Source organism: Anaerocolumna sp. AGMB13020 (genome assembly GCF_033100115.1).
In the GTDB taxonomy this organism is placed as follows: domain Bacteria; phylum Bacillota; class Clostridia; order Lachnospirales; family Lachnospiraceae; genus Anaerocolumna.
Genome location: NZ_CP136910.1, coordinates 2903409 through 2928968 on the forward strand (window position 1 = coordinate 2903409; position 25560 = coordinate 2928968).

The window sequence follows — 25560 nt, forward strand, 5'->3', positions numbered from 1 at the left end:
TCTAAATCTCCTTTTCTTTCTTAATCTTCATATTCTATATCAATATTTTTTATGATCTTGCGTAAATCAAAAGCTTCTTCTGCACTTTCCTGATTTGCCGTCAGAAGCTTAGTCTTTATCTCTACATCCTTTGGAACGTATCTTGCTATAGCTCCTTTAAGTTCTTCTATGTGCTGCTCTTTCAAAAGAGCCTCCATATGCCAGCCATCGGTAAAGGCCAGAAGAAGAGAATTATTCACTCCAAGGCTTGGTCTGGCATTCATAAGAGAAACCTTTGTAATACCGGTAGTTGCAGCAATAATATTACTCCAGTTCTTTGCTACCTGTTTCAAATCCTCGGGTAGCGCCTTAGGTAGCTCCTGAACAGAGGGTAATTCCTGAGAGGTATCTTCTTTCATAACATTTGCAGTGGGTGTTCCACCTTCTCTGACAGTTACTGTAACACCATTTTCAAGCTTTGCTTCCAGCTGCCTGATACGGTCTAATATATCTTCATAGCTTTTTTCCATCTGTGGTCTGCATAGCTTAATCAGTGCAACCTCTACCATTACCCGCTTCTGAGAAGCGTATCGAATCTGACCCGAAAGCTCAGAAAAAATTCGGATATAACGGATAAGGGTATCCATCTCCCATTCTCTTGCCTGCTCCTCTAAGAGTGCCAGGTTCTCTGTAGATACTTCTACTGCTTCGCTAGCATCCTCTGAGGTCTTTACCAGAAGCAGGTTTCGCAAATACCAGGTAAAATCTACTGTGAACTGGGTTAGCTCCCTGCCTGTGACAATGAGTTCCTCCAGTATCCCCATACAGACGCCTACATTATTCTGAGAAATAGCCTTTAACATCCTTGCAAACACTTCAATATCAACAGCTCCCAAAACCTCCAGTACTTTGTCATAGGTAAGAGTCTGTCCGAAATAGAAAGCAATACACTGGTCCAAGAGACTTAAAGCATCTCTTAAGGAACCATCTCCCATTCGGGCAACATATCTAATGGCCTTATCCTCTGCTTCAACCCCCTCTGCCTTCATCAGCTCTTCCAATCTGGCAGCAATGGTATCTATGGTAATTCGTTTAAAATCATATCTCTGACATCTGGAAAGAATCGTTATGGGAATCTTATGAGCTTCTGTGGTAGCCAGAATAAAGATTACATAAGAAGGCGGTTCCTCCAGTGTCTTTAACAATGCATTAAAGGCTCCTGTGGATAGCATATGGACCTCATCGATGATATAGACCTTATACTTACCTTCCGTGGGAGAGTATCTAACCTCCTCAACGATTTCTCGTATATTATCCACACCATTATTAGAGGCTGCATCAATCTCAATAACATTCATTGATGTATTATTCTGAATCGATTTGCATACCGCACATTCATTACAGGGGCTGCCATCAACCGGGTGCTCGCAGTTAACTGCCTTACCCAGAATCTTCGCAATGGTAGTCTTGCCTGTACCTCTGGTTCCGCAAAATAAATAGGCATGCCCTACTCGCCCTGATTTTATCTGATTTTTCAGTGTTGTAACAATATGATCCTGCCCTTTAACATCCGTAAAATCCAAAGGCCGGAATTTTCTGTACAGCGCTGTATATGACATGCTCTCACTTCCTCTTTGCTAAAATTAATAACTGTTTATTTAACTGTTTATTATATCAGACATATATAAACCTGAGAAAACCAGACATCTCCCATAGTAATTCATATAGCCTCACTGATATTTATTTTACCAACGTATAGAATACTTGTCAAAGTATTCTTATACTTGTCGTAGTATTCTTGTACCTGTCAAAGTCATCTTACTCTTGCAACGTCTTCTTACTCTGCAAAGTCTTCTTACTCTGCAAAGGCTTCTTACTCTGCAAAGGCTTCTTACTCTGCAACGTCTTCTTACTCTGCAAAGGCTTCTTACTCTGCAACGTCTTCTTACTCTGCAACGTCTTCTTACTCTGCAAAGGCTTCTTACTCTGCAACGTCTTCTTACTCTTGCAAATCCTTCTTACTCTTGCAAAGCCTTCTTACTCTTCTTTTTTATGAGTTTTCGTTTGCCTCCACAATCTTCACCTCAGGCAACAGCCTACTTTAATTCCCTCCTGCAGCCGAACTACTGACAAGATAACCCTTTCCTTTCAGTGCCTTCTCAATCCGGTCAAGTATCTCTTCCGAATCCGCTTCCACCGTATGAAGATGTATCCCATCGGTCAAATCCTTCAGGGGCACCGTTTTCTTGGCTCTCACTTTCTCCATGAAATCCCCTACATCCATACGATTCTTTATAATCAGGTCCACTGCAATCTCACCGTAAAGCTCATGCATAACGATTACATCCAGCACTTTACCTCCGTTATCCACAATGGTATTCAGTTCATCTTCAATTTCATCCGTGGTGTGTTTGGTAGCAAAGCATCGGTTAACCTTCTGTTCCTCCTGCTGGTAGATAAGGTATCCCTTTGTTGTGGATATGATATTCTTGTTAACTGCTCTTAGCAGCGCAATATCTTGTACGATAACCTGACGGCTAACGCCCAGTTTCTTTGACAGCTCAGTACCGGATACGGGTTCCTTGGCATCCTCCAGTATTTTTGTCAGCGCATTTCTTCTATCCTGCCCCTCCATTATAAACACCTCACTTTAATAACCTTTCATAGTTTCCATTATTATCTTTTTCTATTGTATTATACTATAATAACAAAAGCAACGGAAAACACTCTTCCTGCCAGAAGTATCTTTGTCTGCCGTGTACAAAGGCAGTTTTATCTGAATTTCAATCCATCCTTTCCCTGTATCGGCATGTACGGTTCCTCCCATCTGTGTCACCAGGAGCTTTACAATAGACAAACCCAGCCCCGTTGACCTTTCTCTTGCTTTATCTCCGGTATAAAATCTCTCAAAGAGTTTATCAGCTTCCAGCACTAAGTCTTTATCAACTGGGTTTCTAAAAGCTGCAACTGCGTAATTCCTTTCTTCATAACAGCTTACACTTATATACTCCACGGCATACTGAAGACAATTGCGAATCAGATTTTGCAGGACTCTTTTCATACTCTCCTTATCTCCCCAGACAATGACCGGTTTTTCCTCCACTAACTGAATCTCTAACTGTCTCTCTTCAAAGGCAGGCACCATCTCGGCCAGATATTCGGTAATCAGATTGGTCAGATTAACTCTTTCCTGTGTAAGCTGTGAATCAGACGTAACGTATTCAAAAAAGCGGGTTATCAGTTGTTCCAACTCACCCGCGTATTTTCTCGCAACCATTATTTTTCTTTGCTGTTCTTTCTTTAGCTGGGTATTCTGAAGCATTTGCAGATAACCGTTTATAGCTGTAAGGGGGGTTCTCAGGTCATGGGAGATATTTTGGCTATTGTTTATTTGCTTTTCGTAAACGATACCCCAGTCCCCATACCGTTTCAATATACTCTGTTCCGGTATTTCTGCTTTTTATCTTAGTTCGGAGGTTACTGATATGGGTTTTTATCGTATTATCATCACCTATGTATTCCTCCTCCCAAATGGATTCATACAAGCTGGCTTTCGTAAATATCTTATCCTGATATTTTAGGAAAAGTTCCATAATCAGATACTCCTTGGCCGTAAGTTCCAGTTCAGTATCATTTATATAGAAACGTTTTGCATTACTGTCTATTCTAAGTTTTCTGATACAACTTATCAATAAATAAATGAAATGCTCTGATTTTTACCATTATATCACTATCTTGTAATTAATTATATTCTTTCTTCTTTCATTTGAAATCAAAAGGATTTCGAGGTAAACCCACAGTTATCCTATAACCTTGCGTTAGTCTGAAAACAATTATACCCCAAAATTATTCCTGCAGCTTTTATAAGCCGTGTATCAGGTGTCTGCTTCACTTATCATTCTTTATCCTATATTTTTGTTCTCTAATTCAGAAACGGTGTATACCCTGACTTTTATCTCTGTAAAAAGTCTGCCGACAAGAAAAAATATAAAACAAAAGCAACAGAACACTGTTTATAAACATGTTTTCCGTTGCTTTTATCTTTCTGAGTTATGAGATTTAATCTGTACTTACATACACCTTGCTTTATCTGCTAATACTAATTAAAATTCCTTCACACCTGTATCTCCCATTTCCAGAGGTCTATCCGTTTGAATGGGTTCCTTGTAGGGCGGATATTCTTCTCTTTCAGGTCGATTTTCAACCCTGTCACCACCCGGCGTTGGAATAAAGGACGGGAATACATAAGGCATTTCCTTCTTATCCTCGTCATCGATTGGCTCTTTGGGTCCTTTAATTAAATTATACTCGCTCATTCTCCTTCTCCTTTGAATATATCCTGTGTTTCTAATGCTAGGATGACCTAATTAGAAGGTTTTTATGTAATTTTTCATCACTCAGTTGCTGTTACCGATAAACATTCCCTGCTAATTTGCTTGAATATAACTGTCATGGCAAGTATAATTAAACGTAATTTAACTGTTTTATCAGGAAGGAGTATATCATGTTTCGCTTATGGGCTAAAATATTTAAAGACAACAGAATGCTGTCAGACGTGGTTATAATAAATGAGGACCCTGCTTTAAACCGTACCAAAAAGGTTTTTGCCGCAGTGGATGAAATATGTTTGAAATTCGATTTGTCCAAGCCCTTATGGCTGGATAATACCATCGCTGACTTTAAGAAACACGATAAGGCAAGATTTTACCAGGATAACTTTATCGATCATATTGATTTTGATTTCCTGGAAATTCATGTGATAGAAGAAGATTAACTTTACCTGTTGGATTATAAGATTTACTAAGAGGTACTTACCTGAATATTCATGGATATATATTTCTGGGGTACCCGTTACATAATAAGAATGGAGTACTGGAAGTCATTATTCTATGAAGTATTCAACTTTTTTATGGCAACATCCGGTTATATCCAGTCTTTGAACTGAATAAATTGATAACAATTATTCTTGAAAGGATGCCTCAATTTACTGCATGCAACCTGCATTATATGTGGCAGTACCACAGTCTGACCTGAGGTATGCATTGGGTTTAAAATGAAGAAAAAGAAAACAATCGAAATATTTCGTTCCGGAAATAAGCTGTTTTTAAGCTGTTCGCTGCTTATAATACTACTTATTATGTCTATGGACATCCATTCCTCTTCCGCCGCCTCGGAAAGCTCAGAAGCCGCTGCTGAGGGCCTGCTGACCAAAAGCTCTCTAAATGCCTTACCGGCAGGAACAGTAATTAATACTTCACAGGTGAAAGGTGGTATTAATACCGGCTTTTACTCAAGTCAGATCAATAAGGCAGTAAAGAAACGTATTACCGGGAATTCCTATAAAGAAGATAAAGAGATTCCCTTGTCAGATCTGAGATATATCAGGGTTTTGTATTATGGCTTTGATAAGAAGACACATATTGGAGAGCTTATTGTAAATAAGTCTGTTTCAAAGGATATACTGGTAATTTTTAAGGAGCTTTACAAAGCCAATTATCCCATTGAAAAAATGGTATTAATTGATGAATATGATGCAGAGGATGAAGCTTCCATGGAAGATAACAATACCTCTGCCTTTAATTACCGTACCATTGCCGGCTCAAAGACGCTTTCCAAACATGCTATGGGTCTTGCAGTGGATATTAATCCGCTATACAATCCCTGTGTTGAGAAAATAAACGGCAAGACTGTAGTAGCACCAGCCTCTGGAAAGAAATATACAGACAGAAGCCTTACCAATAAATATTATATCAAGAAAAATGATATCTGCTACAAAGCCTTTACCAAAAGGGGCTTTACCTGGGGTGGTTCCTGGAATTCCTTAAAGGATTATCAGCATTTTCAGAAAAGTAAATAAATTAAAGGCTCTGGATTAAAGTTGTCAGATGGTATTTGATGAATCTCTCCACAACTTTTACACAGAGCCTTTTTTGCTTATATTATACTATGACTTACAATCTCTTTAATAATTCTTCACGCTGTTTTTCAAAGCCGGGTTTTCCAAGAAGTGCGAACATGTTCGCCTTATAGCTTTCAACGCCGGGTTGATCAAAAGGATTTACTCCTAAGAGATATCCGCTGATTCCGCAAGCAAACTCGAAGAAGTAGAACAGCTCTCCAAGGGATTTCTCGCTCTGGTCAGGAAGATTTACGATCAGATTGGGTACATCTCCATCCGTATGTGCTAAAAGTGTTCCTTTCATAGCACTTTTGTTGATAAAATCTACGCTCTTGCCGGCAAGGTAGTTAAGTCCGTCCAAGTCTACCTCTTCTTCCTCCAGGTAAATTTCACGGGTTGGTGTCTCCAGGTTAATAACAGTCTCAAACATTGTTCTCTGCCCGTCCTGGATAAACTGACCCATTGAATGAAGATCTGTTGTTAAGTCTACGGAAGCCGGGAAGATACCCTTCTGGTCTTTTCCTTCGCTCTCACCAAATAACTGTTTCCACCATTCGGATACAAAGTGAAGGGCAGGCTCGTAGTTTGCAAGAATTTCAATGCTCTTGCCTTTTCTTAATAAAATATTTCTGACAGCAGCATACAATAAGGCATCATTAGAAGCAAAAGCCTCCTTTAAGCATCTCTCTCTCATGGCTGCCGCACCTTCCATAAGACCTGTAATGTCAGCACCGCTTACTGCTATAGGCAATAAACCAACCGCTGTAAGTACAGAGAAACGACCACCCACATCATCGGGCACTACAAAGCTTTCATAACCTTCTTCCGTTGCCAGATTCTTAAGAGCACCCTTTGCTTTATCTGTTGTGGCATAGATACGTTTCGCAGCTTCTGCTTTTCCGTATTTCTCAATCAGCAGCTTCTTAAATACGCGGAAAGCAATGGCAGGCTCTGTGGTTGTACCGGACTTGCTGATGATATTAATAGAGAAGTCTCTGTTACCGATTACATCAATGAGACTGCTGATGTAGGTACTGCTGATATTGTTTCCTACATAATAAATTTCAGGTGTTTTTCTTACTTCTTTGGAAACAGAATTATAAAAGCTGTGTCTTAAGAATTCAATTGCTGCACGTGCTCCCAAGTAGGAACCGCCGATACCGATAACTAAAAGTACTTCTGTATCTCCCTGAATCTTCTCTGCCGCTTTTTTGATGCGTGCAAACTCTTCTTTGTCATAGTTTACGGGCAAGTCAATCCAGCCTAAGAAATCATTTCCGGCTCCGGTCTTGTTTAACAGTAATTCTTTGGCACCTTCTACTGATTTTTCAATCATTTCTATTTCCGTATCAGCAAGAAAGCTTTTTGCTGCCGAATAATCGAATGTAACTTTTGCGCTCATGTTCTACACTCCTTTGTCTTGTTAATCTTACTATTAACCATTTCATTCGTTTTTATTTTATCAGAGTGAAGCAGGTTATTCAATACAGTTTTTAATACCAACGAGACAAAAAAAGCAGAGCATTACTGCCCTGCTTGTGCTATTTTTATAGAAATATATTCTGAAATATGTTAATTCGTATAAACTTGTGCTTATTGCCTATAACTTCTTCTATTTAAGATACGCCTCCAGCATCCATACATACTCTTCGTATTTTGCCAGTATGGCCAACCAGCTGCTCCTCTTAAGCAAACAGATCCTTTAGAATTTCAGCTATAATCTTTTCTTCTTCTTCCGAAGTCGGCTTTACAGCCGTAACATCACGTTTATAGCTTTTGCCGGTTTCCAGAGCTGCCGCGGTCTTATCATCAATAAAGGCTTCTTTCTTACCTTTCTCAAAGCCTGTCTGAGCAGCGTTAATTTCTGCCTTTCTAGGCTGTGCTTCTTTGATGTTTGCTGCTTTTACCCCTCTCGTGCTAATATCTGTTACGGTTGCTTCTTTTACTGCTGCTTTATCAACAGACACCATTTTCTTTTCGGATACTTCCTTTGCATCTGCCGTTGTATTTGTGATAACCTTTGCTGCGTTTTCCTCCTGGAGCATTTTCACTGTGTCAGGCTCATTTGCTTCCATCGCTGCTTCTTGCGCTATAACCTCAGTTACAGCAGCTTTGCTCTCTATGGTACTTGCCTTTGCAGTATCCTCTTTTTCAGAATTTGTCTGATTCCCCTCAAAACCTCTTCTGCCTTGTACTTCACGTAGAAGTGTTTCCTTTTTCGTCTGGGCCACTGTCTGGTTCTTCGGTCTCTTCCTTGTCTGCTTTTCAAGTTTCAACGCCTTCTTTATTTCTATCTGATGAAGCTTATCCTCTTTCAATCGCTGCTTTTCTTCCAGGGCCTGTGTTTTGAGCAGTTCTTTTGCAGCAAGTCTTTCCGCCTTTAATTTTTCTGCATTCTGTTTCTTTTCTAACCGGAGGCTTATCTTATTTGATTTAAGGTTATTTTTCTGCTTCAGCTTGTCCGCCTTTATAAGCTCTTTATTTCTTTTTCTATTCTCGATTTCCTGCTTCTTCCTGGCTTTTGCACCAAGCTTCTCCAATCGTTTGGCTTCTCTGCTTTTGCTTTTTTTCTTCTGCTTGTTAACAAAAGCCTTTGGCTCACTGGCAGTCGCCAGATAGGAATCCGGTTGATATACCTTTTTATACTGCTCCATCAGCTCCGGCTGATTCTCTTCCTGTACCAGTCTGGCTTTTAGAGAATTCTCCAGGTAATCCTTCATGTTCAGCCTGATCATTTCCTTTTTTCCACCAGGATTAATCAAACCTTCCAAAAATATCAACAAACCGCAGGATAGAATACCCACAGAGAATGTGCTTAATATTTGATTTTTTCCACATTCGTAAATTAGCCCTAAAATAGTGCTGATAGCGCCTGTTAACAAGGTTAGAACCAGAACTTGTCCACATAAGGTTTCCCAGGTTGATAAAAAAATTCCACAGAATTTATAGTGAAAAAAGTGTTTATCCACAAAGATATCCACATTATTCACACCCAGCTTTAATTTGTAGTACGCTTCGAATTTCTTTTTCATATTCTGAGCCAGCTTACACTTTGAGGTACCCATAGATTCAGAAGCCCTCAAAAGCTTTGAATACAGTATCTGCACCACCAGCTTCATCAGCATTCCCAGTCCTGCCAATGCCAGCAGTATGTAAATAAATACATGGTTATCAAATAAAGTCCGAATCACAAAATTCCCCGCCTTTCCATTTATTAACAGTTATTATAACGAATAATTACTGCTTTGAAAAGGCGGGGACTCTTACTTTTCATTGACAGGGAAAGCCCTGCTTTGGTAAAAAGCATAAAATTTCCCGAAAAATTTTACCGTTTCCCTTGGTATTTTATTCCCTATAGAAATAATATGTCGTCCTTTGTATATCAAAAAATCGGACAAGCTATTGTTCTACAGTTCCTTTAAGAATGCTTTTACTAATTTAACCGTATGTTCAATGGCCTTTTCTTCAAAAGCACCGTAATCCATATGCGCACTGTCATCAGCCTTGTCGGATATAGCCCTGATAATCAGAAAAGGAGTATTATTTAAATAAGCTGCCTGTGCAATGGCTCCCCCTTCCATTTCTGTACATAAGCCCTGGAACTGCTCCGATAACCAGTCTTTTTTCTCTCTTCCACTGATGAACTGATCTCCGCTAACCACTCTTCCTTTAAATACACCAATATCAGGATTTACTTCCTTACATACCTTCACCGCCAGTGAGGTGATGCTTTCATCTGCTTTGAATACAGAGGTCTCCATCCTTGGTATCACACCGTAACCATAACCAAAACCTGTGGCATCCATATCATGCTGAAGGGCATCTTCTGATATAACCAGATCGCCAATATTGATCTCGGCCTTTAAAGAACCTGCAACTCCGGTGTTTATCACAAGATCGATACAGTAATCGTCTATCAGTATTTGCGTACATACTGCCGCATTAACTTTACCGATACCGGAACGTACCACCACACAAGCCTTTCCCTCCAGCGTCCCTTCGAGGAATTCCATACCGGCTTTTTTTACAATTTTAACATCTGCCATACAGTCTTTCAGCTGATTTACTTCCTCTTCCATTGCTCCGATAATGCCTATTTTATTCATTTTCGCTCCCCTCTGTGTCTTTTGCACACAACTGTTTTTTGTAGTTCTCAGGCCATTCATAATTTCATAATTAGAAATATTATATACGACATTGTACTTTCCTGCAAGTGCAGGGCAGTAAGAACACGCTGACAAGGTCGGAATGAACACGCTACTAGGATGTATGAACAACAACTGTAAGGTCCAGAATGAACACGCAACTAAGACGTATGAACAACAACTGCAAGGTCAGAATGAACATGCTACTAGGACGTAGGAACAACAACTGCAAGGTCAGAATGAACATGCTACTAGGACGTAGGAACAACAACTGCAAGGTCAGAATGAACATGCTACTAGGACGTATGAACAACAACTGCAAGGTCAGAATAAACATGTTGCAAGGTCAAAAGGAACACTTGCTTTCGGTAGCGTAATTATACCTTGCACTGCTCACAAAAGATGCTATAATAAATAAGTACCTTATAAAATGAATGTATGAAATATTATTAGAAAGGACTAAATTACATATGATATATAAAACCAATGGCGTATGCAGCAGCGAAATTGAATTCGAAATAGAAGACGATATTATCAAACAGGTTAGCTTTAAAGGAGGCTGTGCAGGAAATGCCTCCGGTCTGTCCAAACTGCTTGCCGGTATGAAAGTTGAGGATGTTATTGAACGATTGGAAGGTACCACCTGCGGACGTAAGGCTACTTCATGTCCCGATCAGCTTTCCAAAGCATTAAAAGAATGGAGGAAATGAGAATGAAACGAATTGTCTTAACCGGCGGCGGTACGGCAGGGCATGTAACTCCCAATATTGCTCTGATGCCTGCCCTAAAGGAAGCAGGTTACGATATTCATTATATCGGCTCTCACAAAGGTATCGAACGCTCCCTGATAGAAGAACTAAAGATTCCCTATTATGCTATTTCCTCCGGTAAGTTAAGACGTTATTTCGATCCCAAGAATTTCAGTGATCCTTTTAAGGTAATGAAAGGATTTTTTGAAGCAGTCAGCCTTATGAAGAGGTTAAAGCCTGATGTGGTTTTTTCGAAAGGCGGTTTTGTTTCAGTCCCTGTGGTATTTGCGGCGAAAAGGCGGGGTATTCCGGTGATTATCCATGAATCCGACATCACTCCCGGCTTAGCCAATAAACTCAGCATATCCTCTGCCAGTAAGATATGTGCCAATTTTCCGGAGACGGTGAAATACCTCCCGGAGGGAAAAGCTGTACTTACTGGAACCCCAATCCGTCAGGAACTCTTTGCCGGTAATAAGCTTTTAGGTGTTGATTTCTGTGGTTTTACCTCAGATAAGCCGATCCTTTTGGTAGTGGGGGGAAGTACCGGATCAGCCGCAGTAAATGAAGCAGTCCGCAAGGCTCTTCCTGAACTTTTAAAGAACTTTCAGGTAATTCATCTATGTGGTAAGGATAAGGTTGATTATAGTTTTAAAGGTACGAAGGGATATGTTCAGTATGAATATATCAAGAAGGAATTGAGTGACCTATTGGCTGCAGCGGATGTTGTAATTTCAAGAGCAGGTGCCAATGCAATCTGTGAACTCCTGGCCCTTCGAAAACCCAACCTTTTAATTCCCTTATCTGCTGCTTCCAGCAGAGGTGACCAGATATTAAATGCTGAATCTTTTAAGAGGCAAGGTTTCAGCTATGTAATAAAAGAAGAAGAGGTATCTACCGAAGCTCTGTTAAAAGGTATCCAGGAAGTTTACGAAAAACGATCTGACTATGTAAAAGCAATGAGTTCCAGTAAATTAAACAATTCCATTGATGCAATCGTTAAATTGATCAAGGAACTGACAAAATAAAAGGCCGTCGACGGCCTTTTATTTTTTTTCTTATTTTCTTTCAATAACTCTGTTTTTATAAATTTCCATATTTTGTATATTCTTATCCTTTTATCTGTTTTTCAGACATGTAATTTATGGGTAATGCTGTCAGCCAGTTTCTGCATTTCTCCTTCTTCATAGCTCTTGGTATCCCAGTGGATGTTAACGGTATCATTTTCATATCTGGGGATGATATGCATATGGAAATGGAACACTGTCTGTCCTGCTGCCCTGCCATTGTTCTGCAGGATATTAACACCGTCACAGCCAAGCTCTTCTTTTAAAACACCTGCTATCTTCTTGGCAACCACAAAGACATGGGAAGCTTCTTCTTCGGTTAATTCAAATATATCACTGCAGTGATTTTTAGGAATTATAACCGTATGTCCTTTTGCTGAGGGTGCTATATCCAGTATAGCCTTTACGAAATCATCCTCATATATAGTGGCTGAAGGGATTTCGTGCCCAATAATACTACAAAATACACAATTATTAATCATATTTCTCTCTCCTTTTCTTTTCTACCTACAACTGTAGACTTTATTTGGTAAATAGTGATTATTTTATAGCATTTTTCAATGTATTAACTGTCGTTTTCTGTAAATTAGATTTTATTGTAAAAAATAACATATTCTGATAAGATAATCTCAGGAGGTGGACAATATGTTATTTTCCAACGAAGAGCAACATAAATTAAAGGATTTAATGCGTTCCAATGATGATTTTGCTTACTTTATGACAAAAAGCCTTGACGGATGTAAAAACCTCTCCTCACAGATATGCCATGAATTACGTAACCCGCTGACCCTGATAAAGAGTACCTCCCAGCTGATTGAAAGCAGTAACCCGGAAGTACACAATATCAAATACTGGGAACAGCTTAAAGAGGATATTCATGAATTAGAACTGCTGCTTGAGGAATTTAGTACATATAATCACAGCGAGTCTGTGAACAGGCAAAGCCAGAATATCCTGCTGTTGTTAAAATCCATATTAGAAGGTTTTCAACCTGCAGCCAGCCAGAAAGACGTGGATTTATCACTAATCATTGATGACAAAGATATCCCCTGCTATACCTTGTATTCTTTCGACCGCATCAAGATTAAGCAGGTAGTTACAAATATTTTGAAAAATGCTTTAGAGGCTACGGATAAAGGCGATCACATCCAGATTGTCTGTAGTACAGAAGACTCATCCAACCTTCTGATTACAATTAAAAATGACGGTAGCCCAATACCCGGGGATATCCTTCCCACTATCTTTACTCCTTTTGTAACATATAAAGCAAATGGTTCCGGATTAGGCCTGGCAATCTCATCCAATATTATCATGGCTCATGGCGGAACTCTTTCAGCAACTTCTACGGAAGAAGAAACATCTTTTTACATCAGACTCCCATTGTAAAGAATTATTACCTACCAAAACTTTTGCTTTACTTCAAAGGATTACCTGCCCCGGTAATCCTTTGAAGCATTTAAAGGGATTTTTTGAACGGAAATGCCTGATCAAAGTGTCTTATCAGACTGAAATTACCTTTTGCCGTCAACTCACCTGACATGAAGGCCATCTGCATGGTAATATGCCCTGTTACTATCTTTTTCATTATAGCAGAGGGAAGCTTGATTTCTACATCAGCCTCATTCCCCTTGCCGTGAAAGCAGTTCAGCCTTCCCTGTTTAATTTCTACCGTTATTGTTGTTTCCATATCTGTAAATCCAATTTCATAAACTGCCTCTTCCTCTTTGATAACATGATAGTTATCAATTAGCTTGGGCAGAAATTCCTGTCCTTCTTCGTCTTTGTTATTTAACATGCCCTTAAATATCTGAGTTAACTCCTCAATATCTTCCTTTTGCTTCTTTACATAAGTGTCATCGGAAACATACATGGACAGCTGTTCACTCTCCTGCGGTGTTAGATCATTTAGAGTCCCTTTTATGAACCGATGCCTGATATAAGAATCGCTTGCAGGAAAGTTCTTCGCCTTCTGGTTAACGGACTTGTATAATTTCTCAGCATATTTTTCGATTAACAGACCGTACTCCTTATTGGTTTCGAAGTCTACGTGATCTTCCACATAGGCTCTTATACCGTCAAGAACCGTTCCTCCAAGAACTTCCCAGGCTTTCACCAGGTAACCTTCCGCATCCCTTTCTCCCCCGGCCGTTGCCGTAACCACAGGTAGCATATAGAGCTTACTAAGCTGCTCCTTGTCTCCATAGAGCCAGCAGGCATCCAGAAACTGCTGCATAAATCCACCAATTCCAAGCCACTCCACGTTAACCGCCAGAATGATTCCATCTGCTTCTTTTAAGGTTTTGGGAAGCATGGTGATTCCATTCTTTTCTTCATAGAGATTATAACGGGTAACCTTTACCCTGAGTTCCTCCAGGACTTCCGTTAATTTATGAATCACATATAGGGAAGGATCTTCAATCAATCCTCTTCCCCCATAATAAATATTTATATTCATCTTATCCTCCATTCTGTCGCTTACCGCTCCAAAAAATTATATTGCTTTCGCTTTTATCGTACTTTCAAACCTAACCCTAAGCTCTTATTCAGGCTATGTCTTAAAACTAATACCGAGCGTTCAAAACATTGATGAGTTAGTACTTCTCACTTCCTGAAACTCCATTTATAGATTTTCGCTTAAACATTATGGTGCGTTTTTTCTGGTTTTGGTTTTCTATATAATAGCACAGCCAATAATACACCGCTTATCAGCCCCCCGATATGGGCTGAATTATCTACTCCCTGACTGGTCATTCCGCCATAAAGGCTGAGTATGGCAAAGAATATAATCTGTCTGGAACTAATATTTTCTAACCGTCCTTTGTTTACCGCAACAATATAGGCCATGGCTCCGACTACACCAAAAATAGCTCCTGAAGCACCAACGGATACAATCAGGTTATATTTGAATAAATTATATAGGATAGAAGTTCCCCCTGCAAGGATTCCGGAAAGGGTATAAATAAGGATATACTTCCATTTTCCTACTGCCCGCTCCAGATTGTCCCCTATAAATAGCAGCAAAATCATATTGTTTCCCAAATGACTGATTCCTGAATGCAAGAACATATAGGTTATCAGACGGTAATATTCCCGGTTATCAATAACCTCCATCCAGGATAGTGCACCCTCTTTAAAAAGCCGGTTCCCTGTCCTGGTCGGCAGTATAAATTCAATCATAAGAAAAACAAACACATTTAATATGACGATAATCGTATTGCATGGTGAAAGAAATTTAGAGATATGATTACTGCCATCATTCTTTCTATTGTATACCTCCTGCTCTGGGTTTCTGTGAGCAGAGGAATCTGGTTCATAGGCAGAAAAAAGAAGCTCTTCTAAATCCTTCTTAATCCCAAGAAAGTCATTCCGCTGATTTTCATATATCACCAAGCGGTTGTTTCTTGTGTCCACGATCCAGGCTTGTTCTTCCCTCTGGCAGATATCCGCTGCCCCGGCTACATTACCTGTTATGATAAGTGTTTGGAAATGTACCTGCTTTCCTGTGTTCTGCAACAGGTTCTGTGTAACTTGTCTCTTGATATTATTATACTGCAAAGCTGTGAACTCATTGCCATTGGGACACTCAAGCAGCATGGCTGTATACAGTCCATCTTCTTTATCAAGATAAAGAACTCGTATGTCTCTGGCATTCACCCCAATGGTCTTGAAGCTCCTATTACCAAGGAGACCTGTGATATCATCAATAAGCATTATTTAACCTCATTTCTGCCTAATCCTAACAATTATTCTATTTCCTTTTCCCATTCAAAAGAACGTTTCACTGCTTTGTTCCAGCCCTGAAGCTTTTTCTCTCTTATCGTTTCCTCCATGTCAGGGTTAAATATTTCCGGTACTCTTCCATTGCTTTTGATTTCTTCTCTGTCTTTCCAGAAACCTGCTGCCAGACCTGCTAGATAAGCCGCTCCCAAAGCAGTAGTTTCTACACAGGAGGGTCTAATAACTTCTATACCCAGAATGTCAGCCTGGAACTTCATAAGAAAGTTATTAGAGGAGGCACCTCCGTCAGCTTTTAACCGTTTTATTTCCACACCGGCATCCTGTTCCATGGCTTTTAATACTGCATAATTCTGATAAGCAATGGATTCCAGTGTTGCACGGATCAAATGGTTCTTATTAAATCCTCTGGTCATACCTACAATGGTTCCTCTGGCATATTGATCCCAGTAAGGGGCTCCAAGTCCGGAAAAGGCCGGAACTACATATACACCGTTGGTATCCTTGACAGATAGAGCCGCTTCTTCCGTTTCCGCTGCATCTCTAATTATCTGAAGTTCATCTCTTAGCCATTGTATAGCCGCACCTGCAACAAATACACTGCCTTCCAGAGCGTATTGGACTTTTCCTTTCTCTGAGGCTGCAATGGTCGTGAGGAGTCCGTTATTAGAGGTAATTGGCGTATCGCCTGTATTCATTAATAAAAAGCAGCCTGTTCCATAGGTATTTTTTACTTCACCCTTTTCATAACAGCCCTGCCCGAAAAGTGCTGCCTGCTGATCTCCTGCAACACCGCCTATGGTTATTTTTCCGCCTAACAGGCCTTTCTCTGTAAGTCCAAAGATATGGCTGGAGGGTTTGACCTCGGGCAATATGGACTTTGGTATATCCAGCGCATTTAATATCTCATCATCCCACTTTAATTTCTTGATATCAAAAAGCATGGTCCGGGAGGCATTGGTATAATCTGTAGCAAACACCTTGCCGCCTGTCAGTTTCCAGATGAGCCAGGTATCCACCGTTCCAAAGAGGAGGTTTCCCTTCTCTGCTTCTTCCTTTACACCTTCTACATTGTCAAAGATCCATTTGATTTTAGTGGCAGAAAAATAGGCATCCGGAATAAGCCCGGTGTGTTCTTTTATCACCCGGTCAAGTCCGCTTGCCTTAATGGTCTGTATCATATCTGAAGTTCTTCTGCATTGCCATACAATGGCATTGTATACAGGCTCTCCCGTAAGTTTATTCCATAGGATTGTTGTCTCTCTCTGGTTGGTAATTCCAATAGATGCTATATCTTCTGCACTTATTCCAAGCTTTGCCATAGCTTCTGCTGCTACACTGATCTGAGAAGACCATATCTCCTTTGGATCCTGCTCCACCCAGCCTGCTACCGGGTATATCTGTTTGAATTCCTTTTGCGCTTTGCTTACAGCCTGTCCTTGTCTGTTAAAAAGAATACACCTTGAGCTGGTGGTTCCCTGATCAAGGGCCATAATATAGTTCTTCATACAACCTCCAAAAAAGGCTTGGCCTTAGGCTTTTTTATCCGCCTGCACCGACCTATAATGGTAGATTATACTATTAATTACTGACTTATACAAGCTTTCTGCATTTTGTTTTGGCTAAAAGCCTTATTGCTGAAAATGAGGCATATATGGAAGAGCTTAACAAGAAATATGTCTGGAAGTCCTTGACTGCGGTTAAGGAAGGGCATGTATATTCCATTGACTTATTCGCATTATCTGGTGGAGCCCTGGCCGCAAAATATGGAGTTCAGCTAGTATCTGATGCTTTGTCTGAGTAATATTCAACCTATTTTTCAGCCTTATTACAACTATACTTAGGTTATTTCATCCTTACTCCTTCGGCTATTTAACCCTTACTCTTTCATCTTAAAGAGATAGATCTCTCTGGAAAAAGCGAGTTCATCTGAATTCTCAACCGGTACAGACTGATTTTTCTCAAGCTTCTGTCCATTGACGTAAGTTCCGTTAGTCGATCCCAGATCAGTAAGAAATACCGTATTATCTCGTTTCGTTATTACAGCATGGAGCCTGCTGACACTTCCTTCTGTAAGTATTAACTGATTACGATTCTTATCTTTCCCCACATAATAAGGAAAAGCCTCAATGGGTATTTCAGCAGGGTTGCAGCTATTTTTTTCAACCAGGTAATGACAAGGCAGAGATGACTGTGTAAATAGAATTTCTGTCTTGTCTTCTGTCTCGGATAAAATAGTGGTGGTGATATTGTTCTCTTCTTTCAGTATCTGGGATACTTCAATAGTCTGATTATGCTCTCCTCCATCTGCTGTTTGAAGGACTCTTAAAGGCTTCTCTTTTATATCTTCAGGCTTCTCTTTTATATCTTCGTATACCAATTTTGTAATTAATCTGGTACTTTTCTTTTTGGGGTCGAGCACCTTGGTCAGGGCATATCCTGAGAGGCATATTACAACAGCCAGCCCTGCCGTTACTTTTATAATATCCGGATGTCCTAACTCGTCGGATAAGACACCAGTTCTAAACAGAACAAATAGAAAACTCATGGCACCTGCTACAATGGCCCCAGCCATTATAAAGGTTGATGTCTCATAATAACTTACTTCCACCTGCTTCTCATACTCCCCATTATGATTGATCTGATATGCATTTTCCTCTGTGGCAGATTGTTTCAGGATATCTATACCAGATAGCAAATTATCCTTTGTAAGGATGTTATCCTCAGCAGCGTTTTCCTTCTGCTGCTGAGGGGGGGGTATTTTTTTTACTTTGATTTCTTTTGGTGCAGCTTCTTTTAATATATCCCGAAGGCGATATAGGGTTGTATTATCCTCACGGCTCTCCTTATAGAGCGCGTAGATTAGAAGAACCACGGATTCTTCTTTATAATCTGCTTTGTTCATAATATACTCAAACAATATAGACAGCTGGCAGATAATGTTATCCCGGAATCCGGGATAATAGCAGAGCTTAAGGCTGTCTGTATTTTCTTTCACAAAAAGGCAGTCCGGATATAGTATGAAATCATCCTGCTCCAGGAAATATTCCCTGCCGTTTTCAATTGCATTGAATATTCTCTCCAGCAGTTCCTTTACATCCTTAAAATGAAATACTCTGTTTTTATAGGTTTCTTCCAGAGTTTTAAAATTTGTAATGTCATAATAGTAAAGCTCCATATTGTTGATGCTCTTTATGTCAATATTTATTAAGCCGGGGACGCTATACTGAGACAGCATTTTATTCTTATAATTTTGTACTCTATCATCTCCTTTTAACACCATATAACTGCTTTTGAGATCTCTTATAAATTCTTTTTTCAGCTTGCTTTCCATATTAACCCCCCATCTACCATCTGTCTTGGCAAACATACAAACCAGGATGTTGAAATCTTTTATTTTTTAAGTAGTACTGGCTTCCTATGCTACGGAATCAGCATCAGATGAGACATTTGCCCAAATCAGGAATGAATTTTATTTTTAAATAATTCATACATCCCCTGATGTATACCCAAGTTTGCTTGGAATACTGCCCAAATAGATGGTATGTCCTTTATGTCACACCACTTATATGGATACAATTTTTTTGGATAAAGTTCGTTAATCCACTACGAAATTAACTGCTTTCTTAAGGGCGTTTAAAATGGTGTTCGCGCCGGGTAAATTTTCTCCTGTATCCATCATTATACGAAATGCTCTGACAAATTCCGGCTGATTATCAAAGCTTTTATAATCTTCGTATCTATAAGCTGTTCCGCTCTTTTTAAAAAACTTTCCTATACCAGGCATTGGTAACCGAAAATTAAGATGCATATTAACCCTGATCCCCTTACTGGTAATCTCAATCTTCATATCCTCTATGGAAGTAATTAATGCTTTATCTTCTATGTATTTCTTAAGAATTCCTTCCAGGCCTGCTTCTTCCCATGTGTAGTCCCTGGCGCCTATAGCGATTCCCCTGCTCAGATATTTTTCGTAATCAACACTGCCTGTTAACGGCTCCATGTCCTTTCTTGCTACAGCTTCACCTTCTATTGTTATAAGGTGAACCGCACCTACAGCATTCCTCCAGTCATGAAGCAGCATAGCCGTATAGAGAAGTGCTGTTATGATAAATAGAATCAAGGGCAGCAGGATAGCCGCTTCCAGGGTATAATTTCCTTCCAGCTTTTTTTTCATGCTAAAAATATTACCCCCAGATAGGAAAGAAACAGAAAAGGTACAAAGGGGATGGTATCTTTTCGTTCTGCTCTTCTAAAGATCAGTAAAAACAATGACACCAACCCAGTAAGGCTTAATCCTAACAGCATAAGGTTTAAATTTTTTATAAAACCCAAGCATATCCCGGTAATACAGATAATCAATCCATCTCCGTCACCAATCTGACCTTTAAGCAGTCTACCAGCTGCAAGCAGTAACAACCCAAGAAGCAAACCACTCAATCGGTCAATAACAGGTACCCCACCAACTATTAGAAAAGTTACAGATAGCAGCAAACCTCCTGAAACTATGAGAAAAACGGATATCTTCTTCTCTTTTATATCCTGAAAGCTGCACAGGAGCAGCCATATTCCCAGTAATACCTCTGCTGGAATTTTCATACTTATTCCTCCCTATCGTTCAAACTCTTTCTCGCTTTTCTTCCTTATCATCTACTTAACCAAGCAACTTTTCTTCTATTTCTTGCCGCCGCAGCGTTTGCATAAACTTCTCCCGCCTGCTTCAGACACAGGTATTTTTAAAATGGTTCTTTTTAGACCACTGCAGCTTATACTGCTATGATATCTGTCACCGGTATCTGTGATATACACCATTCCCCTTGTATCCACCTTTTCACCACACAGCTCACAGGCATCATATTTACCACCATATAGATTGGATTCTACTCTCGCCATAGAAAATGAAATCTGCTTTATGGATCTTGTTAAGTGAGAACAGCTTTCACTTACATGATAGACATTTCCGGTTTCTGTAATGTAGACATAAGTCTGTTCTTCCTCTTCTTCTTCACTGTTCTCTACCTTATCAGGTCGATATCCATTCCAGCCCCTTAAAGTAACCCTCTGCATCATGTAGAAATCACCCACAGGAAGCAGTATAATGGGTGGCCTGATGTAATAGTTCAGAACAATATCTACCTGATCATCTTTTCCCATGAACTCTGACAGATAAAAGGACAATCCTTCCATACCGCCTTTAATTACTGAACCATCAATATATTCTTTATCAATATAATCTCCTAATTTATACCGTAAAAAAGCATTGTTAATGTTTTTAGTTAGGAGCAATTCTTTTAACAGGGTTTCACTTGGTACTTTTTCAGCTTTCTCATTAGATTCAGCTTCCTCTGCTCTTTCGTTTAGCTCAGTGCTTTCGTCATTTCTTTCGTCATTTCTTTCATCATTTCCACTATAATCTGTGATGTACTGGTATACATATCCGTATTTTGAAAGCTCCAATCCTTCTTTCGTAATTGCCTGCTGCAGCATTTCATGCAGGATAAATATCTGGAACAGATACAAAAAAGTCACTATGGCAAAAATAAAAACAGGAAGTATAAGGCCGCATTCCACTGTCAGCGAGCCTTTTGTTGTTAAACCCTTTCTGGTTTTCAATTACCCTTCCTTTCTTAAAAGGGACAAGGATATCCGCCTTGTTAAATTATTGGATGATGCTTCCCGGAGAGAGATTGCTTTTAAAATATAGTTTAGACGGATATCCCTGTCCCTTTTAGATGTTGCATAATGAAATTAGTAGGTATACTCCTGCTTATATTTATATGTATATATTCCGTTGTCATCAGTTGCCTTTGTTAAAATTGGCAAGTTTATCAGCTTGTTTTTCATTTGAAACTCCCCCTCTGCGCTAAAGCCTGTGAGGCAGTTCTTTATGGAGAAGCCGTTATTATATTCTGCTCTTAGATTCTCCTGAATAAGGTCCATACTATGATATGTCTTATCCTCTCTATTCTTCATCAGTAGGAAGATTTTAAGGTAACTGGTGTAATCTCCATTTCCCGGTCCTCCATCTTCTTTATAACTAGATGCCTTTTCTTTGATCTTAGCTTTGGTAAGTCCAAAAATCTCTGTAAGGCTTAGCGAAAAATCTCTCTTCTGCTTTAGATACGGGACATTTTTACCTGAAAATACTGCTGCTGTATCAATAAGCCCTTCCCCAAATCCCCAGGTTACAATTACTACATACTTTACTGCTTCAATTAAAGCCGGCATTCCTGTAAATCCTACAAAGGCAGCTGCCAATGCGCCCGCCTCCTCTATGCTTTTCCTATCCATTAACAACGTTATGGTATTAGTCAGACTTCGGACTGCCACAATTCTGTTTACCATTCCAGCTAAGTTATCGGAATCTTTTTCATTGCCTGCTATGATATACTCCTTTTCATAAGCAAGCACTTTTTCTCCTGATGCCGGTCCTTTTATATAATCTCCGAAATGCTCCTCTATATATTGAAGAAATAAAATATCGTTTAGAAGGGTAAGTCCATTATTCTCTGTAATATCTTCACCTTCCAGGGATGAAAATACAGGTTCATAGAAATCTTCACTGTTATCAAGAGCTATCCCCCTCGTCTGGTCCTCATACTCTCTTTTTTCTTCTTTTTCTTTTGGCATATTCATAATCGTTGAAGGGAGTCCCGTGACATCCAGTTGGTTTTGTGAGATCTTGTCGGTATCATCAATAATAAGTTCTATTAACCCGCTTTTTAAGATACCGTTTATGCCTGAAAAGAAAGAACTGCTTTCTTCCGGCTTGCTGCAATCCGAGTATTGGAAACGAAGACAATTAAAATCCAGGCTTTTTATACTAATTTCATAATTCTTTAGTTCCTTCTTGTAGGTTTGCCAGGAGGCACTGTCAGATGATAAGGATAGACTTGTTTCATTTAAGAGATTCACTAAGATACTTTTATTCTTTTTCAGGCAATGAAGCATTTCTTCATAGTCATATTGATGCACTCCTTCAGTCCCCGGACTAACCGTATCAAGCTCACCGGTCAGCCCACCAGATTGTTCATTGTCAGATTTCTCCTTAAAATTTTCTAATGCCTGCTGATATTTTTCAATTTCATTCTTTGCATTGTTGTTTCGAACCGTAATTTCCTCCAACAAGTTAATTGCCTTATTCGTGGCACTTATTTCTTTGCTGGCAATTTCTTTTAGCTCGAGCCCTCTTTGGTTCAGGCTTTCTATCTTTCTTTTTTGTTCTTCGTTGCAATTCCTGATTGCATCCTCTTTACTTCTGACAGTAGCTTTATAGGCAGCATTCTCTTTGGGTGTGTAATTTGTTGTATCAGCTGAGAGAAGCTCTGATAGTTCCGTGGTAAGTGCCTCCTCCCTGGCTTTAAGAGTATAGAGGGTTTCCATTTCCGATTGTCCTGTATCAACAGAGGACAGTGGATTTGTATATTGGGATTTTACGGAGTTAAACAGCCAGTCATTGTCTATACCAAGGCTGTTCCTGTCCACGGTCTTAATCCAGAGCTTTTTTACGAAGTTATCCTGTATCTTAGCCATACCATTTTCAGTTTTAATACTTTTTTTCTTCATGGCAAAACCGTCTATTGCTTCCATTAGCTCCAGTACCTTACTTTCAAGCCCTGCTGCTGCCTCCTGCGCTTTTTGCTTTTTATTTAATATCTCTCCGGTCTCTTTGGTATCCTTTATAGTCTTTAGCTCTGACAACAGATTGCTTACAACATCTTCCGGCACCTTATATTTCATATAGTCAGAAACCTGTTTTCTAAACAGCTCCCCTTTAAAATCCAGCATAGTTACTGTGCCGGTTATATTGACTTCTGCTGTCCTTAACCCATATGGTTCGTAAGAATCCGGTATAAGATATTCATAATCCTCCAGATTTTTTCTTGTGTTAAAGGTATATTCCATATAATCCATCAGCTTGTTTTCCAGGATTACATAATCAGCCTCCTTCTCACCATAACCTGCATCCAGTCCAAATACATGATACTCCTCAAACAGAGGTGCATAATATTCCGCAAACAGAGAATTAGCGGCAACCTCAAATGACCTCTTTGCCATCACACCGCCGCCTTTTATTCTGGCTGATTCAAGAAGGATTAACAGGAATGCCATTACACTTAACAGTATCAGGCTTAAGAATACGGTAATCACACCACTTTCCTTTTTCCTCATGCTAATCCTCATAGAACGGAGTTGCATCCTCTTTTATTCTACTAATTGCTCCATTTACAATGTCCATTATGGTTTCCCTGAAAATAATTGCAATACCAATTAATACCACCAGTATTAATATAATTTCCACAACCCCTATACCGTCTTCTTCTCTTATAAAGTCCTTTATAAGTTTCATGTTATCTCCTTTTTCAAATACTAATAATGAAAATATTCCCAAATTCTCTAGAACTGAAAGGAACTCATTGCCGGTAGAAGGATAATTATAATAACCATCACCAGCATTCCCATCATTGGTATTAAGAGCTTCGTTCCAGCTTCTTCTCCCGCTTTTTTAGCTCTTTCTTTTCTTTCTTCAAAGGCCTTTAAAGCTTCCTCCTCCAATTTGCTGATAAAATCAGGAGAGCCTTTTGATATATTCTGAGAAAGAAGAGCAGCAAAGCGAAGATAGGGTATAAGTTTCACCCTTCTTCCAAACTCTTCATAAGCTTTGCTCTCCGATATTCCCATTTGAAGTTCCTTTGCCGTGAGTGCCAGTTCTTCATAGGCATATTTTTTAGTCCCACCTTTTCTCTTATAATCTGCTGCAAGCTTCTTCCAGGCATTTGACACTGACATACCCGCATTTACTAACATCATAAACTTGTTAATCAGCTCTGGATAATCTATTAAAAGTTCCTTTTTTCTCTTCTCAGCTTTTGAGGAAACTTCCATGTTGGTAAGAGGTATACTAAGAAAGGCTGCAGCCACCCCCAGAAGAAACAGTTTTATGCCTTCTGAATTTTTCTTTTCCAACCAGGCAATTTTATAGTTCTTAAGCTCTTCCGGTAAAGTAAGTTCCGGCTCTATATTGTTCTCATCCGCTATCTTAAGCTCCTGTTCCAGTTCCTGTAATGCAAGTTCTTCTTCTGTGAAAATCCTGGGACAGATCACATATGCTCTGGAGTAGCTGGCACTTCTATCCTCCAATGTTAATACAGCAGTCACCTGAATAAGCGTCTCCTTCTTAAGCTCCTCATTATGAACCGTACCGTCATTTTCAAGAAGTTTTGTATCACTGCTGGTCCAGCTGACTTTTATATGAGAGTCTGGTATCTTCTCTTTCAATACCAGGGAACTGTATATCAGGTCTGCTGAAGTGTTGTTCCCCAATGTAACCTCATCCAGATACGTTATCGCTTTATTAAATTCTTCTTCTGCTTCTTTGGCTGAATAACTTTGTTTTGAAACCTGAACGTCTATCTCCTTTTGAAATATCCTCCCGCTGATATCTTTTAAAACCGCAATAAGGCTGATATTAACATCCTCTTCTTTGGCCGCCGGTCTGCCAATATATTTTCCTCCCATCAGATAATTACTGTCCGCCTCCTTGAGAGTACTGAAAAATGCTAAGGCATCAAATACCAGGAATAGAAATAATGCAAGAGACCATTTTTTTAAATGATATATTTTAAGAGTAGATACCAGATCATTACCGATATAGATTCCTTTAAGATTTTCTTCTACTGTATCTTCGTAAGTAACTCCTTTCAATTTTTTATTTCCCAGTACACTCTCCCTACTTCCTGGCATCCTCTTTTTTTTATCTTCTTTTTTATTTATATCACCTGTTGATCCTCTGCTTTTTTCTAAAATATGTTCTGTTTTTGCAAATATAAATAAGATAAAGGGATATAAAAATAGTAAGGGATGTTCCTTTGCCGGCAGTTTTTTGATAAAAGCTTTCTCGTATCTTATGGTAACAGCTGTCATTAGCACAAAGAATACAAAAATAACACCGAATAATACCGCCACTACACTCACCTCCCGCTTAC

The 25560-nt window shown here is 39.4% G+C and carries 25 protein-coding genes; 6 read left to right on the top strand and 19 right to left on the bottom strand.

What is annotated here, in order from left to right:
* Positions 1-20: 20 nt before the first annotated feature.
* The 5 genes from dnaX to R2R35_RS11795 all read right to left on the bottom strand — a co-directional run bounded on the left by dnaX (position 21) and on the right by R2R35_RS11795 (position 4295).
* Entirely contained in the window at positions 21-1598 is a 1578-nt protein-coding gene (gene dnaX, locus R2R35_RS11775; protein WP_317734717.1) for a DNA polymerase III subunit gamma/tau, read from the bottom strand.
* A 482-nt stretch (positions 1599-2080) separates the two neighbouring features.
* Positions 2081-2614 carry a transcription repressor NadR gene (locus R2R35_RS11780; RefSeq protein ID WP_317730019.1) on the bottom strand — a complete coding sequence of 178 codons (534 nt, stop codon included), beginning with the start codon at positions 2612-2614 and terminating at the stop codon, positions 2081-2083.
* A 51-nt stretch (positions 2615-2665) separates the two neighbouring features.
* Positions 2666-3412, bottom strand: coding sequence for a sensor histidine kinase (locus tag R2R35_RS11785; RefSeq protein ID WP_317730021.1), 747 nt, complete (start codon positions 3410-3412; stop codon positions 2666-2668).
* Positions 3360-3572 (bottom strand): winged helix-turn-helix domain-containing protein, encoded by a 213-nt coding sequence (locus R2R35_RS11790; RefSeq protein WP_317730022.1) that lies wholly within the window; start codon positions 3570-3572, stop codon positions 3360-3362. Before R2R35_RS11790 ends, R2R35_RS11785 begins: the two co-directional genes overlap by 53 nt.
* 510 nt (positions 3573-4082) lie before the next feature.
* The gene (locus tag R2R35_RS11795) at positions 4083-4295 is read right to left on the bottom strand and encodes a hypothetical protein (protein ID WP_317730023.1); all 213 of its coding nucleotides are present in this window, start codon (positions 4293-4295) and stop codon (positions 4083-4085) included.
* A 188-nt stretch (positions 4296-4483) separates the two neighbouring features.
* On the opposite strand from R2R35_RS11795, the gene R2R35_RS11800 reads away from it, so the two are divergent.
* Positions 4484-4753, top strand: coding sequence for a hypothetical protein (locus R2R35_RS11800; RefSeq protein ID WP_033164255.1), 270 nt, complete (start codon positions 4484-4486; stop codon positions 4751-4753).
* A 279-nt stretch (positions 4754-5032) separates the two neighbouring features.
* Complete coding sequence (locus R2R35_RS11805; protein ID WP_317730024.1) at positions 5033-5836, top strand: M15 family metallopeptidase; 804 nt, start codon at positions 5033-5035, stop codon at positions 5834-5836.
* A 94-nt stretch (positions 5837-5930) separates the two neighbouring features.
* Here R2R35_RS11805 and R2R35_RS11810 read toward each other — a convergent pair whose 3' ends face one another.
* The 3 genes from R2R35_RS11810 to R2R35_RS11820 all read right to left on the bottom strand — a co-directional run bounded on the left by R2R35_RS11810 (position 5931) and on the right by R2R35_RS11820 (position 9984).
* A complete protein-coding gene (locus R2R35_RS11810) occupies positions 5931-7280 on the bottom strand; it encodes a glucose-6-phosphate isomerase (RefSeq protein WP_317730025.1) in 1350 nt (449 codons plus the stop codon).
* A gap of 283 nt (positions 7281-7563) precedes the next feature.
* Positions 7564-9069 carry a hypothetical protein gene (locus R2R35_RS11815; protein ID WP_317730026.1) on the bottom strand — a complete coding sequence of 502 codons (1506 nt, stop codon included), beginning with the start codon at positions 9067-9069 and terminating at the stop codon, positions 7564-7566.
* A 216-nt stretch (positions 9070-9285) separates the two neighbouring features.
* The gene (locus R2R35_RS11820; protein ID WP_317730027.1) at positions 9286-9984 is read right to left on the bottom strand and encodes a 5'-methylthioadenosine/adenosylhomocysteine nucleosidase; all 699 of its coding nucleotides are present in this window, start codon (positions 9982-9984) and stop codon (positions 9286-9288) included.
* 509 nt (positions 9985-10493) lie between these two features.
* On the opposite strand from R2R35_RS11820, the gene R2R35_RS11825 reads away from it, so the two are divergent.
* Together R2R35_RS11825 and R2R35_RS11830 are read left to right on the top strand one after the other, a co-directional pair.
* The gene (locus tag R2R35_RS11825) at positions 10494-10733 is read left to right on the top strand and encodes a TIGR03905 family TSCPD domain-containing protein (protein ID WP_033164250.1); all 240 of its coding nucleotides are present in this window, start codon (positions 10494-10496) and stop codon (positions 10731-10733) included.
* 2 nt (positions 10734-10735) lie between these two features.
* Positions 10736-11800 carry an undecaprenyldiphospho-muramoylpentapeptide beta-N-acetylglucosaminyltransferase gene (locus tag R2R35_RS11830; RefSeq protein ID WP_317730029.1) on the top strand — a complete coding sequence of 355 codons (1065 nt, stop codon included), beginning with the start codon at positions 10736-10738 and terminating at the stop codon, positions 11798-11800.
* 101 nt (positions 11801-11901) lie between these two features.
* Here the strand turns inward: R2R35_RS11830 and R2R35_RS11835 are convergent, their stop codons facing one another.
* Positions 11902-12321: an HIT family protein gene (locus tag R2R35_RS11835; protein WP_317730030.1), complete on the bottom strand. Its 420-nt coding sequence runs from the start codon at positions 12319-12321 to the stop codon at positions 11902-11904.
* 163 nt (positions 12322-12484) lie between these two features.
* Between R2R35_RS11835 and R2R35_RS11840 the strand changes: the two genes are divergently transcribed.
* Positions 12485-13225: a sensor histidine kinase gene (locus tag R2R35_RS11840; RefSeq protein WP_317730031.1), complete on the top strand. Its 741-nt coding sequence runs from the start codon at positions 12485-12487 to the stop codon at positions 13223-13225.
* 70 nt (positions 13226-13295) lie between these two features.
* Here the strand turns inward: R2R35_RS11840 and R2R35_RS11845 are convergent, their stop codons facing one another.
* From R2R35_RS11845 to glpK, 3 genes are all read right to left on the bottom strand, one after another.
* On the bottom strand, positions 13296-14294 hold the full coding sequence (locus R2R35_RS11845; RefSeq protein WP_317730032.1) for an SCP2 sterol-binding domain-containing protein: 999 nt from the start codon (positions 14292-14294) through the stop codon (positions 13296-13298).
* Positions 14295-14473: 179 nt separating this feature from the next.
* Positions 14474-15550 carry a rhomboid family intramembrane serine protease gene (locus tag R2R35_RS11850; protein WP_317730033.1) on the bottom strand — a complete coding sequence of 359 codons (1077 nt, stop codon included), beginning with the start codon at positions 15548-15550 and terminating at the stop codon, positions 14474-14476.
* A 32-nt stretch (positions 15551-15582) separates the two neighbouring features.
* The gene (gene glpK / locus R2R35_RS11855) at positions 15583-17082 is read right to left on the bottom strand and encodes a glycerol kinase GlpK (protein ID WP_317730034.1); all 1500 of its coding nucleotides are present in this window, start codon (positions 17080-17082) and stop codon (positions 15583-15585) included.
* Between the two features lie 146 nt (positions 17083-17228).
* Here glpK and R2R35_RS11860 point away from each other — a divergent pair, with 146 nt between their 5' ends.
* Complete coding sequence (locus R2R35_RS11860; protein ID WP_317730035.1) at positions 17229-17378, top strand: hypothetical protein; 150 nt, start codon at positions 17229-17231, stop codon at positions 17376-17378.
* A gap of 75 nt (positions 17379-17453) precedes the next feature.
* Here the strand turns inward: R2R35_RS11860 and R2R35_RS11865 are convergent, their stop codons facing one another.
* From R2R35_RS11865 to R2R35_RS11895, 7 genes are all read right to left on the bottom strand, one after another.
* Positions 17454-18908, bottom strand: a complete 1455-nt coding sequence (locus R2R35_RS11865; protein ID WP_317730036.1) for a DUF6382 domain-containing protein — start codon at positions 18906-18908, stop codon at positions 17454-17456.
* Positions 18909-19172: 264 nt separating this feature from the next.
* The gene (locus R2R35_RS11870; RefSeq protein WP_317730037.1) at positions 19173-19751 is read right to left on the bottom strand and encodes a TadE/TadG family type IV pilus assembly protein; all 579 of its coding nucleotides are present in this window, start codon (positions 19749-19751) and stop codon (positions 19173-19175) included.
* Positions 19748-20173: a hypothetical protein gene (locus R2R35_RS11875; RefSeq protein ID WP_317730038.1), complete on the bottom strand. Its 426-nt coding sequence runs from the start codon at positions 20171-20173 to the stop codon at positions 19748-19750. The genes R2R35_RS11870 and R2R35_RS11875 overlap by 4 nt, the downstream gene beginning before the upstream one ends.
* 75 nt (positions 20174-20248) lie before the next feature.
* On the bottom strand, positions 20249-21187 hold the full coding sequence (locus R2R35_RS11880) for a hypothetical protein (protein WP_317730039.1): 939 nt from the start codon (positions 21185-21187) through the stop codon (positions 20249-20251).
* A gap of 135 nt (positions 21188-21322) precedes the next feature.
* Positions 21323-23746 carry a DUF5702 domain-containing protein gene (locus tag R2R35_RS11885; protein ID WP_317730040.1) on the bottom strand — a complete coding sequence of 808 codons (2424 nt, stop codon included), beginning with the start codon at positions 23744-23746 and terminating at the stop codon, positions 21323-21325.
* A 1-nt stretch (position 23747) separates the two neighbouring features.
* The gene (locus tag R2R35_RS11890; protein ID WP_317730041.1) at positions 23748-23924 is read right to left on the bottom strand and encodes a Flp1 family type IVb pilin; all 177 of its coding nucleotides are present in this window, start codon (positions 23922-23924) and stop codon (positions 23748-23750) included.
* A gap of 47 nt (positions 23925-23971) precedes the next feature.
* The gene (locus R2R35_RS11895) at positions 23972-25540 is read right to left on the bottom strand and encodes a type II secretion system F family protein (RefSeq protein WP_317730042.1); all 1569 of its coding nucleotides are present in this window, start codon (positions 25538-25540) and stop codon (positions 23972-23974) included.
* Positions 25541-25560: the final 20 nt, after the last annotated feature.

Bases quoted from the DNA above. Each gene is read 5' to 3' on its own strand.
- dnaX (WP_317734717.1), bottom strand. From the start codon at position 1,598: ATGTCATATACAGCGCTGTACAGAAAATTCCGGCCTTTGGATTTTACG.
- R2R35_RS11780 (WP_317730019.1), bottom strand. From the start codon at position 2,614: ATGGAGGGGCAGGATAGAAGAAATGCGCTGACAAAAATACTGGAGGAT.
- R2R35_RS11790 (WP_317730022.1), bottom strand. From the start codon at position 3,572: ATGGAACTTTTCCTAAAATATCAGGATAAGATATTTACGAAAGCCAGC.
- R2R35_RS11795 (WP_317730023.1), bottom strand. From the start codon at position 4,295: ATGAGCGAGTATAATTTAATTAAAGGACCCAAAGAGCCAATCGATGAC.
- R2R35_RS11800 (WP_033164255.1), top strand. From the start codon at position 4,484: ATGTTTCGCTTATGGGCTAAAATATTTAAAGACAACAGAATGCTGTCA.
- R2R35_RS11805 (WP_317730024.1), top strand. From the start codon at position 5,033: ATGAAGAAAAAGAAAACAATCGAAATATTTCGTTCCGGAAATAAGCTG.
- R2R35_RS11810 (WP_317730025.1), bottom strand. From the start codon at position 7,280: ATGAGCGCAAAAGTTACATTCGATTATTCGGCAGCAAAAAGCTTTCTT.
- R2R35_RS11820 (WP_317730027.1), bottom strand. From the start codon at position 9,984: ATGAATAAAATAGGCATTATCGGAGCAATGGAAGAGGAAGTAAATCAG.
- R2R35_RS11825 (WP_033164250.1), top strand. From the start codon at position 10,494: ATGATATATAAAACCAATGGCGTATGCAGCAGCGAAATTGAATTCGAA.
- R2R35_RS11830 (WP_317730029.1), top strand. From the start codon at position 10,736: ATGAAACGAATTGTCTTAACCGGCGGCGGTACGGCAGGGCATGTAACT.
- R2R35_RS11835 (WP_317730030.1), bottom strand. From the start codon at position 12,321: ATGATTAATAATTGTGTATTTTGTAGTATTATTGGGCACGAAATCCCT.
- R2R35_RS11840 (WP_317730031.1), top strand. From the start codon at position 12,485: ATGTTATTTTCCAACGAAGAGCAACATAAATTAAAGGATTTAATGCGT.
- R2R35_RS11845 (WP_317730032.1), bottom strand. From the start codon at position 14,294: ATGAATATAAATATTTATTATGGGGGAAGAGGATTGATTGAAGATCCT.
- R2R35_RS11850 (WP_317730033.1), bottom strand. From the start codon at position 15,550: ATGCTTATTGATGATATCACAGGTCTCCTTGGTAATAGGAGCTTCAAG.
- glpK (WP_317730034.1), bottom strand. From the start codon at position 17,082: ATGAAGAACTATATTATGGCCCTTGATCAGGGAACCACCAGCTCAAGG.
- R2R35_RS11860 (WP_317730035.1), top strand. From the start codon at position 17,229: ATGGAAGAGCTTAACAAGAAATATGTCTGGAAGTCCTTGACTGCGGTT.
- R2R35_RS11865 (WP_317730036.1), bottom strand. From the start codon at position 18,908: ATGGAAAGCAAGCTGAAAAAAGAATTTATAAGAGATCTCAAAAGCAGT.
- R2R35_RS11870 (WP_317730037.1), bottom strand. From the start codon at position 19,751: ATGAAAAAAAAGCTGGAAGGAAATTATACCCTGGAAGCGGCTATCCTG.
- R2R35_RS11875 (WP_317730038.1), bottom strand. From the start codon at position 20,173: ATGAAAATTCCAGCAGAGGTATTACTGGGAATATGGCTGCTCCTGTGC.
- R2R35_RS11885 (WP_317730040.1), bottom strand. From the start codon at position 23,746: ATGAGGAAAAAGGAAAGTGGTGTGATTACCGTATTCTTAAGCCTGATA.
- R2R35_RS11890 (WP_317730041.1), bottom strand. From the start codon at position 23,924: ATGAAACTTATAAAGGACTTTATAAGAGAAGAAGACGGTATAGGGGTT.